Source organism: Rhizobium sp. HT1-10 (genome assembly GCF_049472505.1).
GTDB lineage: Bacteria > Pseudomonadota > Alphaproteobacteria > Rhizobiales > Rhizobiaceae > Rhizobium.
Genome location: NZ_JBCEBQ010000002.1, coordinates 465,496 through 479,175 on the forward strand (window position 1 = coordinate 465,496; position 13,680 = coordinate 479,175).

Annotated in this window: 13 protein-coding genes; 10 read left to right on the plus strand and 3 right to left on the minus strand. The window is 62.2% G+C overall.

What is annotated here, in order from left to right:
• Nucleotides 1-50: 50 nt before the first annotated feature.
• The 4 genes from VH564_RS07280 (at nt 51) to VH564_RS07295 (ending at nt 3,751) form a co-directional block, all read left to right on the plus strand.
• Nucleotides 51-464, plus strand: a complete 414-nt coding sequence (locus VH564_RS07280; protein WP_423339135.1) for an MAPEG family protein — start codon at nt 51-53, stop codon at nt 462-464.
• A gap of 38 nt (nt 465-502) precedes the next feature.
• Nucleotides 503-1,144, plus strand: coding sequence for a LysE family transporter (locus tag VH564_RS07285; protein WP_423339136.1), 642 nt, complete (start codon nt 503-505; stop codon nt 1,142-1,144).
• Nucleotides 1,145-1,231: 87 nt separating this feature from the next.
• Nucleotides 1,232-2,638 (plus strand): dihydrolipoyl dehydrogenase, encoded by a 1,407-nt coding sequence (gene lpdA, locus VH564_RS07290; protein ID WP_423339137.1) that lies wholly within the window; start codon nt 1,232-1,234, stop codon nt 2,636-2,638.
• A gap of 600 nt (nt 2,639-3,238) precedes the next feature.
• Nucleotides 3,239-3,751 (plus strand): DUF2867 domain-containing protein, encoded by a 513-nt coding sequence (locus VH564_RS07295; protein WP_423339138.1) that lies wholly within the window; start codon nt 3,239-3,241, stop codon nt 3,749-3,751.
• Here VH564_RS07295 and VH564_RS07300 read toward each other — a convergent pair.
• Both VH564_RS07300 and VH564_RS07305 read right to left on the minus strand, forming a co-directional pair.
• Nucleotides 3,729-4,820: a TraB/GumN family protein gene (locus VH564_RS07300; protein ID WP_423339139.1), complete on the minus strand. Its 1,092-nt coding sequence runs from the start codon at nt 4,818-4,820 to the stop codon at nt 3,729-3,731. The two genes, VH564_RS07295 and VH564_RS07300, sit on opposite strands and share 23 nt — an antisense overlap.
• An 83-nt stretch (nt 4,821-4,903) precedes the next feature.
• Nucleotides 4,904-5,839 (minus strand): tyrosine recombinase XerC, encoded by a 936-nt coding sequence (locus VH564_RS07305; protein WP_423339140.1) that lies wholly within the window; start codon nt 5,837-5,839, stop codon nt 4,904-4,906.
• A gap of 139 nt (nt 5,840-5,978) precedes the next feature.
• Here VH564_RS07305 and VH564_RS07310 point away from each other — a divergent pair, with 139 nt between their 5' ends.
• Nucleotides 5,979-6,932, plus strand: coding sequence for a GNAT family N-acetyltransferase (locus VH564_RS07310; protein WP_423339141.1), 954 nt, complete (start codon nt 5,979-5,981; stop codon nt 6,930-6,932).
• Between the two features lie 23 nt (nt 6,933-6,955).
• Complete coding sequence (locus VH564_RS07315) at nt 6,956-7,402, plus strand: GNAT family N-acetyltransferase (protein WP_423339142.1); 447 nt, start codon at nt 6,956-6,958, stop codon at nt 7,400-7,402.
• A 253-nt stretch (nt 7,403-7,655) separates the two neighbouring features.
• Here the strand turns inward: VH564_RS07315 and VH564_RS07320 are convergent, their stop codons facing one another.
• Entirely contained in the window at nt 7,656-8,192 is a 537-nt protein-coding gene (locus VH564_RS07320) for a hypothetical protein (protein ID WP_423339143.1), read from the minus strand.
• 348 nt (nt 8,193-8,540) lie between these two features.
• Here VH564_RS07320 and VH564_RS07325 point away from each other — a divergent pair, with 348 nt between their 5' ends.
• The 4 genes from VH564_RS07325 to atpA all read left to right on the plus strand — a co-directional run bounded on the left by VH564_RS07325 (nt 8,541) and on the right by atpA (nt 13,658).
• Nucleotides 8,541-10,760 (plus strand): primosomal protein N', encoded by a 2,220-nt coding sequence (locus tag VH564_RS07325; RefSeq protein ID WP_423339144.1) that lies wholly within the window; start codon nt 8,541-8,543, stop codon nt 10,758-10,760.
• Between the two features lie 172 nt (nt 10,761-10,932).
• On the plus strand, nt 10,933-11,316 hold the full coding sequence (locus VH564_RS07330) for a DUF4345 domain-containing protein (protein ID WP_423339145.1): 384 nt from the start codon (nt 10,933-10,935) through the stop codon (nt 11,314-11,316).
• Between the two features lie 246 nt (nt 11,317-11,562).
• Nucleotides 11,563-12,129: a F0F1 ATP synthase subunit delta gene (locus VH564_RS07335; protein ID WP_423339404.1), complete on the plus strand. Its 567-nt coding sequence runs from the start codon at nt 11,563-11,565 to the stop codon at nt 12,127-12,129.
• Nucleotides 12,129-13,658, plus strand: a complete 1,530-nt coding sequence (atpA, locus tag VH564_RS07340) for a F0F1 ATP synthase subunit alpha (protein ID WP_423339146.1) — start codon at nt 12,129-12,131, stop codon at nt 13,656-13,658. The genes VH564_RS07335 and atpA overlap by 1 nt, the downstream gene beginning before the upstream one ends.
• Nucleotides 13,659-13,680: the final 22 nt, after the last annotated feature.

A 13,680-nucleotide genomic window follows, 5' to 3' on the forward strand; every position in this document is an offset into this window, starting at 1 on the left:
CAGCGGCATCCTTGCGGGGATGCCGCTGACCTCGTTCGCCGGAGAGCATCATGCAGCCGACATTTCTTGCCGCGTCGCCGTTTCTGCCGCTGGTTGGCCTCAGCGTCGTGCTGCTGATTATCCACATCATGCTACAGGCGATGTCGGCGACAAAGGAACTTGGCTCCAGCTGGAATGCCAGCCCGCGGGATGATGAAAAGAAGCCGACCGGCAAGCTTGCCGGCCGCGCTGCGCGTGCTTCCGCCAACTTCCTCGAAACCTATCCAGCCTTCATTGCCCTGGCGTTTGGCCTCATCCTTGCCGGTGATCCCCATGGTTTCGGCCTGACCGGCGCATGGCTGTGGCTGGTGTGCAGGATCATCTACATCCCGCTCTATCTGGCAGGCATTCCCTACATCCGGTCTGCCGTATGGGTGGGGTCGATGGCTGGTCTGGCCACCATGTTGCTGGTGTTGTTGTTCTAGGGCTATCGCTGCCGTGTCGCATCGAATGAGGAAAGTCTATGCATCCCTACTTGCTTGAACTTGCATCGCTGATGGCGATTTTCTCCTTCGGTATCATATCTCCCGGTGCCGATCTGGCCATGGTGATGCGCCAGTCCCTGCTGCATGGCCGGCGCGAGGCGCTCATCACCAGTTTCGGCATCGGTACGTCGCTGATGTTCCACGTCACCTATACGATCCTTGGTCTCGGGCTGATTATTTCGCAGTCGATCTACCTGTTTAATCTCGTAAAATGGTGCGGCGTCGCCTATCTCTTCTATATCGGTTACAAGGCGCTCAGGGCCAAAAAGGCTGACTTGACGGTTCAGCCAAAGGAACAGGTCGGCGAGAAAGTGCAGCAATCCGCTGCAAAGTCGTTTTTGCTCGGCTTCGCCGCCAATGCGTTGAACCCGAAGCCGGTATTTTTCTTCCTGTCCATCTTTTCTACCGTGGTCAGTGTCGAGACGCCTATCGCGGTCAAGTTTTGCTATGGTCTGGTGATGGCGACGGCGCTCATTGCATGGTTTGTCGGCGTGAGCTTGTTCATGACGACGCCTGTCATGCGCGCCCGCTTCACGCGCGTCAGCCATTGGATCGATCGCGTCAGCGGCGTGGTCTTCATTGGCCTCGGCCTCAAGCTTGCCACGGAACGGGCAGCGTAATTCTCTGGAGGGCCCTGCTCTTCATCCCTATAGTCGCGACCGGGTGCACAGAGGCCGCGAAACAGTCGATGCAAAGGAACATCTTCAATGGCATATGATCTTATCGTTATCGGAACCGGCCCTGGCGGCTATGTCTGCGCCATCAAGGCCGCGCAGCTGGGCATGAAGGTTGCCGTGATCGAGAAGCGTGCCAGCTTCGGCGGCACCTGCCTCAACATCGGCTGCATTCCGTCCAAGGCGCTGCTGCATGCCTCCGAAATGTTCCACCAGGCCGGTCACGGCATGGCGCCGCTCGGTGTCGATGTGGCCCCCCCGACGCTGAACCTGCCGAACATGATGGCCCACAAGGACGCCACGGTGAAGGCGAATGTCGATGGTGTCGCCTTCCTGTTCAAGAAGAACAAGATCGACAGCTTCATCGGTGCAGGCAAGATCGTTTCGGCCGGAAAAGTCTCCGTCACCGGCGATGACGGCCAGGTGCAGGAAGTCGAAGGCAAGGCCATCGTGATTGCCACCGGCTCCGACGTCGCCGGCATCCCGGGCGTTCCGGTCGAGCTCGACGAGAAGATCATCGTTTCGTCGACCGGCGGCATCGCGCTCGACAAGGTTCCCGCGACAATGATCGTCGTTGGCGGCGGCGTCATCGGGCTCGAGCTCGGCTCGGTCTGGGCGCGCCTCGGCGCCAAGGTCACCGTCATCGAATATCTCGACACCATCCTCGGCGGCATGGACGGCGAGATCTCCAAGCAGTTCCACCGGATGCTCGCCAAGCAGGGCATGGACTTCCATCTCGGCGCCAAGGTCACCGGCGTCGCGAAGTCTGACACCGGCGCCAAGGTTACTTTCGAGCCTGCCAAGGGTGGCGACGCCACCTCGCTCGATGCCGACGTCGTGCTGATCGCCACCGGCCGCAAGCCCTACACGGCAGGCCTCGGCCTCGAAGAGGCCGGCGTTGTGCTCGACAATCGCGGCCGCGTCGAGATCGACCACCACTTCAAGACCAATGTCGCCGGCATCTATGCCATCGGCGACGTCGTCAAGGGCCCGATGTTGGCCCACAAGGCCGAAGACGAGGGCGTGGCACTCGCCGAAATCCTCGCAGGCCAGGCCGGTCACGTGAACTACGACGTCATTCCGAGCGTCGTCTACACCCAGCCGGAAGTCGCCTCCGTCGGCAGGACTGAGGAAGAGCTGAAGGCCGCAGGCATCGCCTACAAGGTCGGCAAGTTCCCGTTCACCGCCAACGGCCGCGCCCGCGCCATGCTGGCAACCGACGGCTTCGTCAAGATCCTGGCTGACAAGGAGACTGACAAGGTTCTCGGCGGCCACATCATCGGCTTCGGCGCCGGCGACCTGATCCACGAAATCGCCGTGCTGATGGAATTCAGTGGCTCGGCCGAAGATCTCGGCCGCGTCTGCCACGCCCATCCGACCATGTCGGAAGCCGTCAAGGAAGCGGCGATGGCTGCGACGTTCAAGCCGATCCATATGTAATAACGGATAGGGAGCGCCAAGGCCGGCAGGCCCTGGCGCTCTCGCCGTTTCTGGACGCCGGCTGATTCCGGGCACGCTGAAGGGCGTCGCTCCTGGTTTGGCCGGACGTCTTAAGAAAATGGCAGGCAGCCGGGTGGCTGGTATGTGTTTCATGTCGGGGTATAGCTGCCTGCCGGTCGTTTGCGACTTGATGATATCGATACGGAGGGACCGAATTCCGTTACCTGATATCCCGATCACTCAGCCCAACGCATCGTGATCATCGCTTCCAACCATCAGAGGACACCGGATCTCGTTCCGCTGGAGCGACCGGTTCGCGACCCGGTTTCCCCATCCTTTGACCCGGACAGAATAGGCCTTCTGCTGCGGGTGGGGATGAAATCAGCCATGGAAATCTTCAAGTTCCTGATTTGATTGGGAAGAAAAATAAATCTTCCGGAATTTATCCCCGAGCCTGAAAACCGTGTTATGGCGCGCCGAAACGGGGTCTCTCAAACCCCGCTCAGGGCGCCTGAAGCATATTGCCGCAGCGTGTATCCCGGCAGTGGTTGGTCCTGCGGCGTGTGGTAGGCTACGTCTATTGACGCGGAGCCATGTGCCATGCAGCCACTTACTGCCAGACCGATAAAGAGCCATCCGCCTCTGCCGCATCCCGCCTTGCCGGGAGCCGACTGGGCCGATTGTTTCCAGGTGACCGTGCCCGGCTCCGACCTGACGGCCATCGAGGCAGCCAGACGCGCGCTCGGGCATTTTCCACCATGGGTGCAGATGCTGATGACGGTCCGCGACAGGGTCGTCGCGCCCTTCGGCGTTAAGCCTTCGACCGTGCATTCGGCGAGCGATATGGAAATGGTCGGCATCTTCCCGGTGGTCAGCCAGTCGGCCGACCAGGTGGTCGTCGGGTTCGACGACCGGCACCTCGATTTCCGCGCGGTCATCGATGTCAGTCACGCAGGTGGAGGGACAACGGTGTCGGCGATGACGCTGGTGAAGCGCAAGATCCTGTTTGGAAGGCTCTATCTCGCGGCAATCACGCCGTTCCACAATCTTATCGTGTCGACGGCGCTTGCAAATCTCGCCAGTGCGCCGGTCAGTCGACCGCCGTCAGCGTAAAGCCTTGGCTGCGCAGAAGTTCGACCAGCCCCTGGTTGCCCGACAGATGCAGGGCGCCGACGGCCATGAAGACGTTGCCGTTCGCAAGGATCGGGGCGGCGCGCTCAGCCATCACCTTGTTGCGGTCGAGGATGATGCGCTGCTCGAAGCTGGCGTAATCGCTGTCGCTGTCGGCATCGTCGCCATCGGGTGTCACGACCTTCAGCATCGCCATGGTCGCGCCGACATTGCCGGAGAGATAGAGATCCGTCATCGTCTCGACGACGTCGTTCATCTTGTCGCCGAGCTCAAGCGTTTCGATCAGGGATTTCAGGTGGAAGGCGGCGGGCAGGTCGGCCATCGCCTGCAATTGCTCGACCAGCGTCTCCAGCCCCTTGACCTGTTTGCCGGCGGCAGCGGCCTCAGTGGCGATTTTCTGGTCGAGGAATTTTGCGCCCTTTGCCTTGCGGGCGAGTTCGCAGGCGGGCGAGGCGACGACGCTCGAGATCATCCAAGGCTGCATGCGCGAGACGGCGCCGAGCGGAATGCCGCGCTTGGCAAGGCCGGCCTCGAGCTTGGAAGCGTCGGCCGCCGGCAACAGCGAGCTGATGGTTGCGCCATTCGCCAGCATGGTGAGTTCCGGGCGGGAGAGGATCGCAGCCGTTGCCTTGTTCTCGTCGAGGATTTCGTCGGATTCGACGATGATGGTATCGGCCTTGGCGTCCGCCTCGGCGGCGCCCTTCGGCATCACCAGAACGCGCGGATCGGTGACGTGCATCGTGCCGAGCAGCCAGGAGGTCTTCACCCCGGGCTTCTCGATCTTCCAGAAGATGCTGTGGCCGTTTTCGACCTTGTCGCCGTCGGACAGGAATTTCGCGTATTTCGCCGGATCGCTCTTTTCCAGCTCGGTCAGGAGGTTCTTGCCGCCGCAGGTCGCATCGTCATCGGCGCGGGCGGGCGAGAGCTGCGCCAGCGTGGCAAGCAGCAGCATGGCCAGCGCCAGCGGCAGGGCTGCCGCCGCCCAGAAGCCAGCGGTGCCGAGCTTCGACAGAAGGGGATGCCGATGTCTTTCGCGGGATGCAGTTGTCATGTCGATCTTTCGGCGGAAGGCGTGTTCTGCTCATGTAAGTGCGCGGAGCGGATATTTCCTTAACGGATGCGGTTAACGAAAGCTTACGCCCGCGGATGGGCGCGGTCGTAGACCTCGAGCAGGCGTGAGGCGTCGACACCGGTATAGACCTGGGTGGTCGACAAGCTCGCATGGCCGAGCAACTCTTGGATGGTCCGGAGGTCGCCGCCGCCGGCCAGCAGATGGGTGGCGAAGGAATGGCGAAGCGAGTGCGGCGTCGCCGTCTCCGGCAGGTTGAAGGCGCTGCGCAGCTTCTGCATGCCACGCTGGATCAGGCCGGCATGCAGCTTGCCGCCGCGCGCGCCGCGAAACAGCGGCAGCGCCGGGTCGAGATCGTAAGGGCACAGCTTTTTGTAGCGCTCCACAGCATCGAAGACGACGGCAAGCAGCGGCACGATGCGGGTCTTGTTGCCCTTGCCGGTGATGCGCAGCGAGGTGGCGCCGGGGTGCAGGTCGTCCGGCATCAGGTCGAGCGCCTCGGAAATGCGCAGGCCGCAGCCGTAGAGCAGCGTCAGCACTGCGGCGTCGCGGGCGGCGATCCAGGGCTCCTCGTGCAACTGCGCCTCGTCGCTGACGACGTTGATCGCCTGGCTGTCGGACAGCGGCTTCGGCAGTGATTTCGGCTGCTTCGGCGAGCGGACGGCACCGGCGCCGGCGGCATTGACCAGGCCCTTCTTCTCGAGATAGCGCAGCAGCGACCGCAAGCCGGCAAGGTTCCGCCCGAGCGACCGGGCGCCGGCACCGTCGCGGCGGCGGTTGGCGAGGAAGGCGCGGAAATCGGCCGGGCGCAGCGCCTGGATGTCCTTCAGCGTTGTCGGTCCGCCGAGATGGCCGGTCAGGAAGAACAGGAACTGGCGGGTATCGCGTTCATAGGCTTCCAGAGTATGGGCGGACAGCCGCCGCTCGCCGCGCAGCGCGTCCAGCCATTTCTGCCGCTCGTCCAGCAGTTGCGGATGGGCCATGATCAGAATCTCGCCCACGGGAAACCTCTTGAATTTCAATTATAGTCTGCCACTTTGCTCCAAGGGGGGTTATGGAATCGCTAACGTTCCGACCGGCGTGTCATGGTGTCATCATCTTACGCCGCGATAACCTAGACCTAAGCATGCAGGACATTCGATGACGCGCCGCGATTCCACCTCAGCCCTCGGACAGCTTGCCGGCGCCATTGCCCTGGTTTCGCAGGGGAGGCCCGGTCATATCGTCGATACGCTGATTGCCGAGCGTGGCGAGAAGATCGTCAAGAGCCCGTTCTGGCCGGTGCTGCGTCCTTTCCTGCACGCCTTGCTGCGCTATCACAAGGCGATCGGGTTCGCCGATGACGTCGCCAAGCTGACGGGCTTCCAGTCCTTCGAATATATGAGCGACCTGCTGCGGCTCGATATTCGCGTCGAGAATGCCGACCGCATCCCGGTGACAGGTGGCTTCATCCTGGTCAGCAACCATCCGACCGGCATTGCCGATGGCGTGGCGATCTTCGACCTGTTGAAGGCGCGCCGGCCCGACATGATGGTGTTTGCCAACCGCGATGCGGTGCGCGTCAATCCGCGCTTTTCCGAGATGATCATCCCGGTCGAATGGCGCGAGGAACACAAGAGCAAGCTGAAGACGCGCGAGACGCTCGTGCTCACCAACAAGACGGTCGAGGACGGCAAGGCGATGGTGCTGTTTCCCTCCGGCCGCATCGCCTACTGGGCCAACGGCCGGCTGAACGAGCGCCCCTGGAAGACCTCGGCCGTGGCGCTGGCGCGCAAATACAACCTGCCGATCCTGCCGGTGCATCTGTCGGCCCGCAATTCCGGCCTGTTCTACTGGTTCGCCAAATGGTCGACCGAACTGCGCGACATGACGGTGTTCTACGAACTCCTCAACAAGCGCGGCGACCGCTTCGACTTCCGCGTCGGCAAACTGATCCAGCCCGAGGCGCTGGAGGGCGATGTCAACGAGGTGACGCGGGCGCTGGAAAAGCTGACCGCCCACGACATGGAAACCGATCCGGATGCGGCGTTTGTGCCGCTGTCGCCACCAACGGCAGAGCCGGCAAGGCAGCCGCTGGTGGCGACGGCGCAATGAAGCGCTAGGCAGGATGAAGCAGCATGGCGCTGGTCGCAATCCGCTGCCGGACATTGCCGGCTGACATCGACGGGCTCGGGCGCGATGCGCGCCGTCAGGGCTACGGCTCGATCGATCGTCTTATTTCTGAATGGCAGGATGGCAGCAACCGCTTCGCCGGGGCGGGCGAGTGCCTGCTCGCCGTCCATTCGGATCGGCGGCTGGTCGGGATAGGCGGGATGACGAGAGAGCCCTCCGATGCCTCGATGATGCGGATGCGCAGGTTCTACGTCGACGCCGCCATGCGCGGCCGGGGCGTGGGTCGCCTGCTGGTGGAGACCCTGCTGGATGCCGTCCCGGAAGGGACTGCCGGAGTGACCGTCAACGCCGGCACGGCCGATGCTGCCGCATTCTGGCTGCGCATGGGATTTCCCCCTGAGGTCGCCGATGGGTATGCGCACGCGCGGCTCTTCGCCTCATTATGCGACTAACGCCATGCCTGACGTGAACTGCGACCAAGTTGCAGCCATTGCGGCCGCAACCAGCATCGAACCTGGCGCAAATAAAAAAGACCCTTGCGGGTCTTTATTATGGCCATCGCCGAGTGAGTGCCCCTTACCGTGGTATTCTGGCCGCTAGGGCGGGCTTGCAATGGCGTCCTTGCGGAAGCCTCACTGTCCATTGCTGTAATAAAAATTAGAGATGCAACGTCAAATTGTCAAGGTCGATCTCTGGCGGGGGACATCAAGGGATTGCCTTCTGCTTGTAGTAACATGTTTTCAAAAGACTTTTCACAAGCTCGCGTTTTCGATAGTGAGCCATGTCGATCTCCAGCCGATAAGCGCTTTTGACGACGAACTCGACATGAATGTTTTTTGCTCGGCTGGGATAGAGATAGTAGAAAACCGCGTATCGGCTCCCCGAGGTAGGCTGACGCTCGGTAATCGCCATATTGCTCTGACCATTCCTGTCCTTCGACAGCCAGGATGGGAAATTCTCGTTCATCATCGTTCGGCATAGAGCGGGAAGGTCCACAGAGGCCAGGTGCCTGACAGGGCAAAATTCGCGCCACCGCCTACCTTCATCAATAAACCTGAATTCGATCGCCTGGGCGGTGTCCATTTTGGAATAGACATGGCAGGTGAATGAAACACGCACGATGAGGTCTGATCCGCTGGGCCCATGGCCCACAAGCGCATGTCGAAATGGCTGGAGGTGGTGATTCGAGTATTCTACCGAGCGAGACGTGATTGACGGATGATTGGCGGGTGTGTGGGTCAATCAAATTTCCGCACCATCTGCATTGATGACCACATATGTTCTGCGGAATTCCTGTCAGCCCTGTGCCAAGACAGGGAGCTTTCTGCAGTTCAGATGTTCTATGCATAGTTGCATTCGCTGGCGCTTGCAAGAGTGAGCGACGAGTGCATAACCCCGTTTCGCGAACGCGTCTAACGTCGAGGTCCTACCGCATCACTTTGCATGCAGAGAGATACGATGGCCGTTCCGGCATAATGGCGTGTGTACCTGACAGCACAGTTGCGCTTCTCGCCCCTCGTCCCCAGTTGATGGGGACCGCCGCCACTCGCCGGTTTCCTTTCTTTCCAACTCCGGGCATGGTCTGCCGCAATGAATAACGATTCCTCCGATCTGTTCGGCGCGCTTCCGGTCGCGCCGCCGCTGACACGTACCGTGCCGGTTCTGGTGCCGATGCCGGCGCCTCGGCCCTATTCCTATGCGGTGCCTGAAGGCATGGCGGTCGAGCCGGGCTCGATCGTGCAGGTGCCGCTCGGGCCGCGCCAGGTGGTCGGGGTGGTCTGGGACGGCGGCGATGGCAATGGCGTCGATCCGAAGAAATTGCGGCCGATTACCCGCGTTTTCGATTGCCCGCTGCTTGCCAAGGAGATGCGCGATTTCATCGACTGGGTCGCGACCTATACCCTGTCGCCCCCCGGCCATGTCGCGCGCATGGCGCTGCGCGTGCCGGCGGCTTTCGATCCGGAGCCGATGGTCGAGGGCCTGCGCTTTATCGGCGGCGCGCCCGAGAGGCTGACTCCTGCCCGCAGCCGCGTCATGGAGATGGCCGTCGGGGCGCCGTCCTGGACGCGGACGGGCCTGGCGCATGCGGCCGGCGTCTCGACCAGCGTCATCGATGGTCTGGTGACGCAGGGGATATTCGAGACCGTTTTTCTGACGCCGCCGCCGGTCGTTGCCAAGCCCGATCCGGATTTCGTCGCCGCAAGGCTCGAAGGGCCGCAGAAGCAGGCGGCGGTCGAGGTCATCGACGAGGTGAGGAAGGGGGCGTTCTCGGTCTCGCTGATTGACGGGATCACCGGCTCGGGCAAGACGGAAGTCTATTTCGAGGCCATTGCAGAGACGCTGCGGCAGGGGCGGCAGGTGTTGATCCTGCTGCCGGAAATCGCCCTGACGGCCAGTTTCCTCGAGCGTTTCCAGCAGCGGTTCGGCGCCAAGCCGGCCGAGTGGCATTCCGAGCTTGCCCCACGGACGCGGGAAAAGGTCTGGCGGCAATCGGTGACCGGCGATGTGCGCGTGGTGGCCGGGGCGCGCTCGGCGCTGTTCCTGCCGTTCGAGGATCTCGGGCTGATCATCGTCGACGAGGAGCATGACCCTGCCTACAAGCAGGAGGACCGCGTCTTCTACAATGCCCGCGACATGGCCGTGGTGCGCGCCCGGATCGGCGATTTCCCGGTGGTGCTGGTCTCGGCGACGCCCTCGGTCGAAAGCCAGGTCAACGGCCAGAGCGGCCGCTACAGCACCATCCACCTGCCCACCCGGTTCGGCGATGCGGCGCTGCCCGACCTGCACCTGGTCGACATGCGCAGGCACGCGCCGGAGCGCGGCGGTTTCCTGTCGCCGGTGCTGTTGCGCGCCGTCGGCAAGACGGTGGCCGACGGGCACCAGGCGCTGTTGTTCCTCAACCGGCGCGGCTATGCGCCGCTGACGCTCTGCCGCGTCTGCGGCCATCGCTTCCAGTGCCCGCAATGCTCCAGCTGGCTGGTCGAGCACCGCTTTCGCCAGCAGCTGCAGTGCCACCAGTGCGGCTATGCCGAACGGACGCCGGAAGCCTGCCCGGAATGCGGGACCTTCGATCATCTCGTCGCCTGCGGTCCAGGGGTCGAGCGGATCGCCGAAGAGGTGGAGAAGCATTTTCCGGATGCCCGCACAATCGTGCTCTCCTCCGACATCCTCGGCGGCGTCAAGCGGCTGCGGATCGAGCTCGATGCCATTGCCAACGGCGAGGCCGATATCGTCATCGGCACGCAGCTGGTGGCCAAGGGTCATAACTTTCCGCTGATGACGCTGGTTGGCATCGTCGACGCCGATATCGGCCTTGCCAATGGCGATCCGCGCGCCGCCGAGCGGACGTTCCAGCTGCTCAGCCAGGTGACCGGGCGCGCCGGTCGCACCGGGCTGAAGAGCCATGGCCTGCTGCAGACATACCAGCCGCAGCATCCCGTCATGCAGGCGATCGTCTCGGGCGATTCCGCAGCCTTCTACGACCGCGAGATCTCCGAGCGGGAGAGGGCCTTCCTGCCGCCATTCGGACGGCTGGCCTCGATCATCGTTTCGGCCGAAACCCGCCAGGACGCCGAAACCCATGCCCGCGGCTTGCGCAATGCAGCGCCCGCGGTGTCGGGCATCGCCGTGCTCGGTCCGGCGGAGGCGCCGCTGGCGCTGGTGCGCGGCCGGCACCGCTTCCGGCTGCTGGTGCACGGGCGCCGCAATTCCGACATGCAGGGTTTTTTGCGCACGCTTCTGGCCCAGGGGCCGAAGGAACGGGGATCGGTGCACGTCCAGCTGGACATTGATCCGCAGAGCTTTTTGTAAGGGCGAGGCCCCCTTTTTCCCATCAGGCCCAAATGGGGCTGAGGTCTTACGCTATTGACCGGTAGCGAACCAAGAGCGACTTTGGCGGCAACGAGTTTTCTCCGCCAACATTTCCTCGACAAATGCTTCGTGTCATAACGCCGTCAAAGCATCAGGTGATTTGGGGACGATTATGGAGTTTTATTTTCCGACGGAACAGGGAGAGCAGCTCGCCTATTGCGCGGCGGCGGCGACGATCCTGCTGGGCCTCGTCATGATGTTCGCGCCAGGATATGCCTATCGCTTCCTCGGACTGCAGCCGCGGGAAGGACGGCTCGGCGCCTATGCCGAAAGCCGGTCGATCGGCGGCACCTATATCGGCCTCGGCCTGACCGCGATACTGCTCGCCCAGCCGATGGTCTACCTGGCGCTCGGGGCATCCTTTGTCTTCGCTGCCTTCGGACGCATCCTGTCGCTGATGTCGGACAGGGGAAACGTGGTTGCCAACCTCGTCATGCTTGTCCTTCAGGTCGCCCTTGCAGCTTTGCCGATCATCTACTTTCTTGGCTGGGTCTGAGCAAAAAGCCGACCTGCGCCAGTTCGTCGCGGGCAGATTTGGGGTTTTTCCGACAGAAACCCCCGTGAAAGCCGCAATCGGGACCCAGGTGTGTTGCGAGTCTCAACTTCCTATGTTAGACGGGCTCGGAAATGGGAAGAAGCGGGGGCATCTCCCGCGGATTTCTGGGGGAAATCAAAACCAATTCAAAGTACTAGGCATCCGCACGCCCGGATCCTAACTTTCGGGTTGAAATCAGGGAAAATTGTGCCCGTGGCAGACACATCCCATCCTATATCCGGTGTGGCAGAGCGATATGCATCGTCTTTGTTCGAGCTGGCGCTCGCCGAGGGTGCGGTCGACCAGGTGACCGCCGATCTCGATCGCTTCCAGGCCATGCTTGACGAAAGCGAAGATCTTCGCCGCTTCGTCGCCAGCCCGGTTTTCTCGTCCGGAGATCAGGTCAAGGCCGTCGAGGCGCTTGCCGCCAAGGCCGGCATCAGCGGTTTCTTCGCCAACTTCCTCAAGGTCGTTGCGCGTCACCGTCGTCTGTTCGCCCTGCCGGGCATGATCCGCGCCTATCGCATGATCGCCGCAGCACAGCGCGGTGAAGTTACTGCCGAGGTCACGTCTGCGCATGCGCTGACGACGGAGCAGGAAAACGAATTGAAGGTGGCGCTGAAGAGCGTTACCGGAAAAGAAGTCACGGTCGCCGTAACGGTGGACCCGTCTATTCTTGGTGGTTTGATCGTGAAAGTGGGGTCGCGACAGATTGATACGTCGCTACGCACCAAACTTTCTACCCTTAAGCTTGCATTGAAAGAGGTTGGCTGATGGATATCCGCGCCGCGGAAATTTCCGCAATTCTGAAAGACCAGATCAAGAATTTTGGCCAGGAGGCTGAGGTTTCCGAGGTCGGCCAGGTTCTCTCCGTCGGTGACGGCATCGCCCGCGTCTACGGTCTGGACAATGTCCAGGCCGGCGAAATGGTCGAATTCCCAGGCGGAATTCGCGGCATGGCGCTGAACCTTGAATCCGACAATGTCGGCGTCGTTATCTTCGGATCCGACCGCGACATCAAGGAAGGCGACATCGTCAAGCGCACCGGCGCCATCGTCGACGTTCCCGTTGGTCCGGAACTGCTCGGCCGCGTCGTCGACGCGCTCGGCAATCCGATCGACGGCAAGGGTCCGATCAACGCGACCCGCCGTTCGCGCGTCGACGTCAAGGCTCCCGGCATCATCCCGCGCAAGTCGGTGCATGAGCCGATGTCGACCGGCCTCAAGGCCATCGATGCTCTCATCCCAGTCGGCCGCGGCCAGCGCGAGCTCGTCATCGGCGACCGCCAGACCGGCAAGACCGCCATCATCCTCGACACGATCCTCAATCAGAAGGCCATCCACGACAACGGCCCTGATGCTGAGAAGCTCTATTGCGTCTACGTCGCCATCGGCCAGAAGCGCTCGACCGTTGCCCAGTTCGTCAAGGTGCTCGAAGAGCGCGGCGCGCTGAAGTATTCGATCATCGTGGCCGCTACGGCTTCCGACCCGGCTCCGATGCAGTACCTGGCACCGTTCGCCGGTTGCGCCATGGGCGAGTATTTCCGCGACAACGGCCAGCACGCGCTGATCGGCTACGACGACCTGTCGAAGCAGGCTGTTGCCTATCGCCAGATGTCGCTGCTTCTGCGCCGCCCGCCGGGCCGCGAAGCCTATCCTGGCGACGTTTTCTACCTTCACTCGCGTCTTCTCGAGCGCGCTGCCAAGCTGTCTGACGAAAAGGGCGCCGGTTCGCTGACCGCTCTGCCTGTCATCGAGACGCAGGGTAACGACGTTTCGGCCTTCATCCCGACCAACGTGATCTCGATCACCGACGGCCAGATCTTCCTCGAAACCGACCTGTTCTACCAGGGTATCCGCCCGGCTGTGAACGTCGGTCTGTCGGTTTCGCGCGTTGGCTCGGCCGCCCAGGTCAAGGCGATGAAGCAGGTTGCCGGCTCGATCAAGGGCGAGCTTGCCCAGTATCGTGAAATGGCTGCCTTCGCGCAGTTCGGCTCCGACCTTGATGCCTCGACGCAGCGCTTGCTTAACCGCGGTGCACGCCTGACCGAACTCCTGAAGCAGCCGCAGTTCTCGCCGCTGAAGACGGAAGAGCAGGTCGCCGTGATTTTTGCGGGCGTCAATGGCTACCTCGACAAGATCGCGGTCAGCGACATCGGCAAGTTCGAGCAGGGGCTGCTGTCCTACCTTCGGTCCGACGGCAAGGAAATCCTTGACGCGATCCGCGACCAGAAGGCCATCAGCGACGATATCAAGGGCAAGCTCCAGGCTGCCATCGATAGCTTCGGCAAGTCTTTCGCCTGATCAGGGCATCACTTTAGGACGG

Bases quoted from the DNA above. Each gene is read 5' to 3' on its own strand.
- lpdA (WP_423339137.1), top strand. From the start codon at position 1,232: ATGGCATATGATCTTATCGTTATCGGAACCGGCCCTGGCGGCTATGTC.
- VH564_RS07280 (WP_423339135.1), top strand. From the start codon at position 51: ATGCAGCCGACATTTCTTGCCGCGTCGCCGTTTCTGCCGCTGGTTGGC.
- VH564_RS07310 (WP_423339141.1), top strand. From the start codon at position 5,979: ATGACGCGCCGCGATTCCACCTCAGCCCTCGGACAGCTTGCCGGCGCC.
- VH564_RS07325 (WP_423339144.1), top strand. From the start codon at position 8,541: ATGAATAACGATTCCTCCGATCTGTTCGGCGCGCTTCCGGTCGCGCCG.
- VH564_RS07315 (WP_423339142.1), top strand. From the start codon at position 6,956: ATGGCGCTGGTCGCAATCCGCTGCCGGACATTGCCGGCTGACATCGAC.
- VH564_RS07330 (WP_423339145.1), top strand. From the start codon at position 10,933: ATGGAGTTTTATTTTCCGACGGAACAGGGAGAGCAGCTCGCCTATTGC.
- VH564_RS07300 (WP_423339139.1), bottom strand. From the start codon at position 4,820: ATGACAACTGCATCCCGCGAAAGACATCGGCATCCCCTTCTGTCGAAG.
- atpA (WP_423339146.1), top strand. From the start codon at position 12,129: ATGGATATCCGCGCCGCGGAAATTTCCGCAATTCTGAAAGACCAGATC.
- VH564_RS07295 (WP_423339138.1), top strand. From the start codon at position 3,239: ATGCAGCCACTTACTGCCAGACCGATAAAGAGCCATCCGCCTCTGCCG.
- VH564_RS07285 (WP_423339136.1), top strand. From the start codon at position 503: ATGCATCCCTACTTGCTTGAACTTGCATCGCTGATGGCGATTTTCTCC.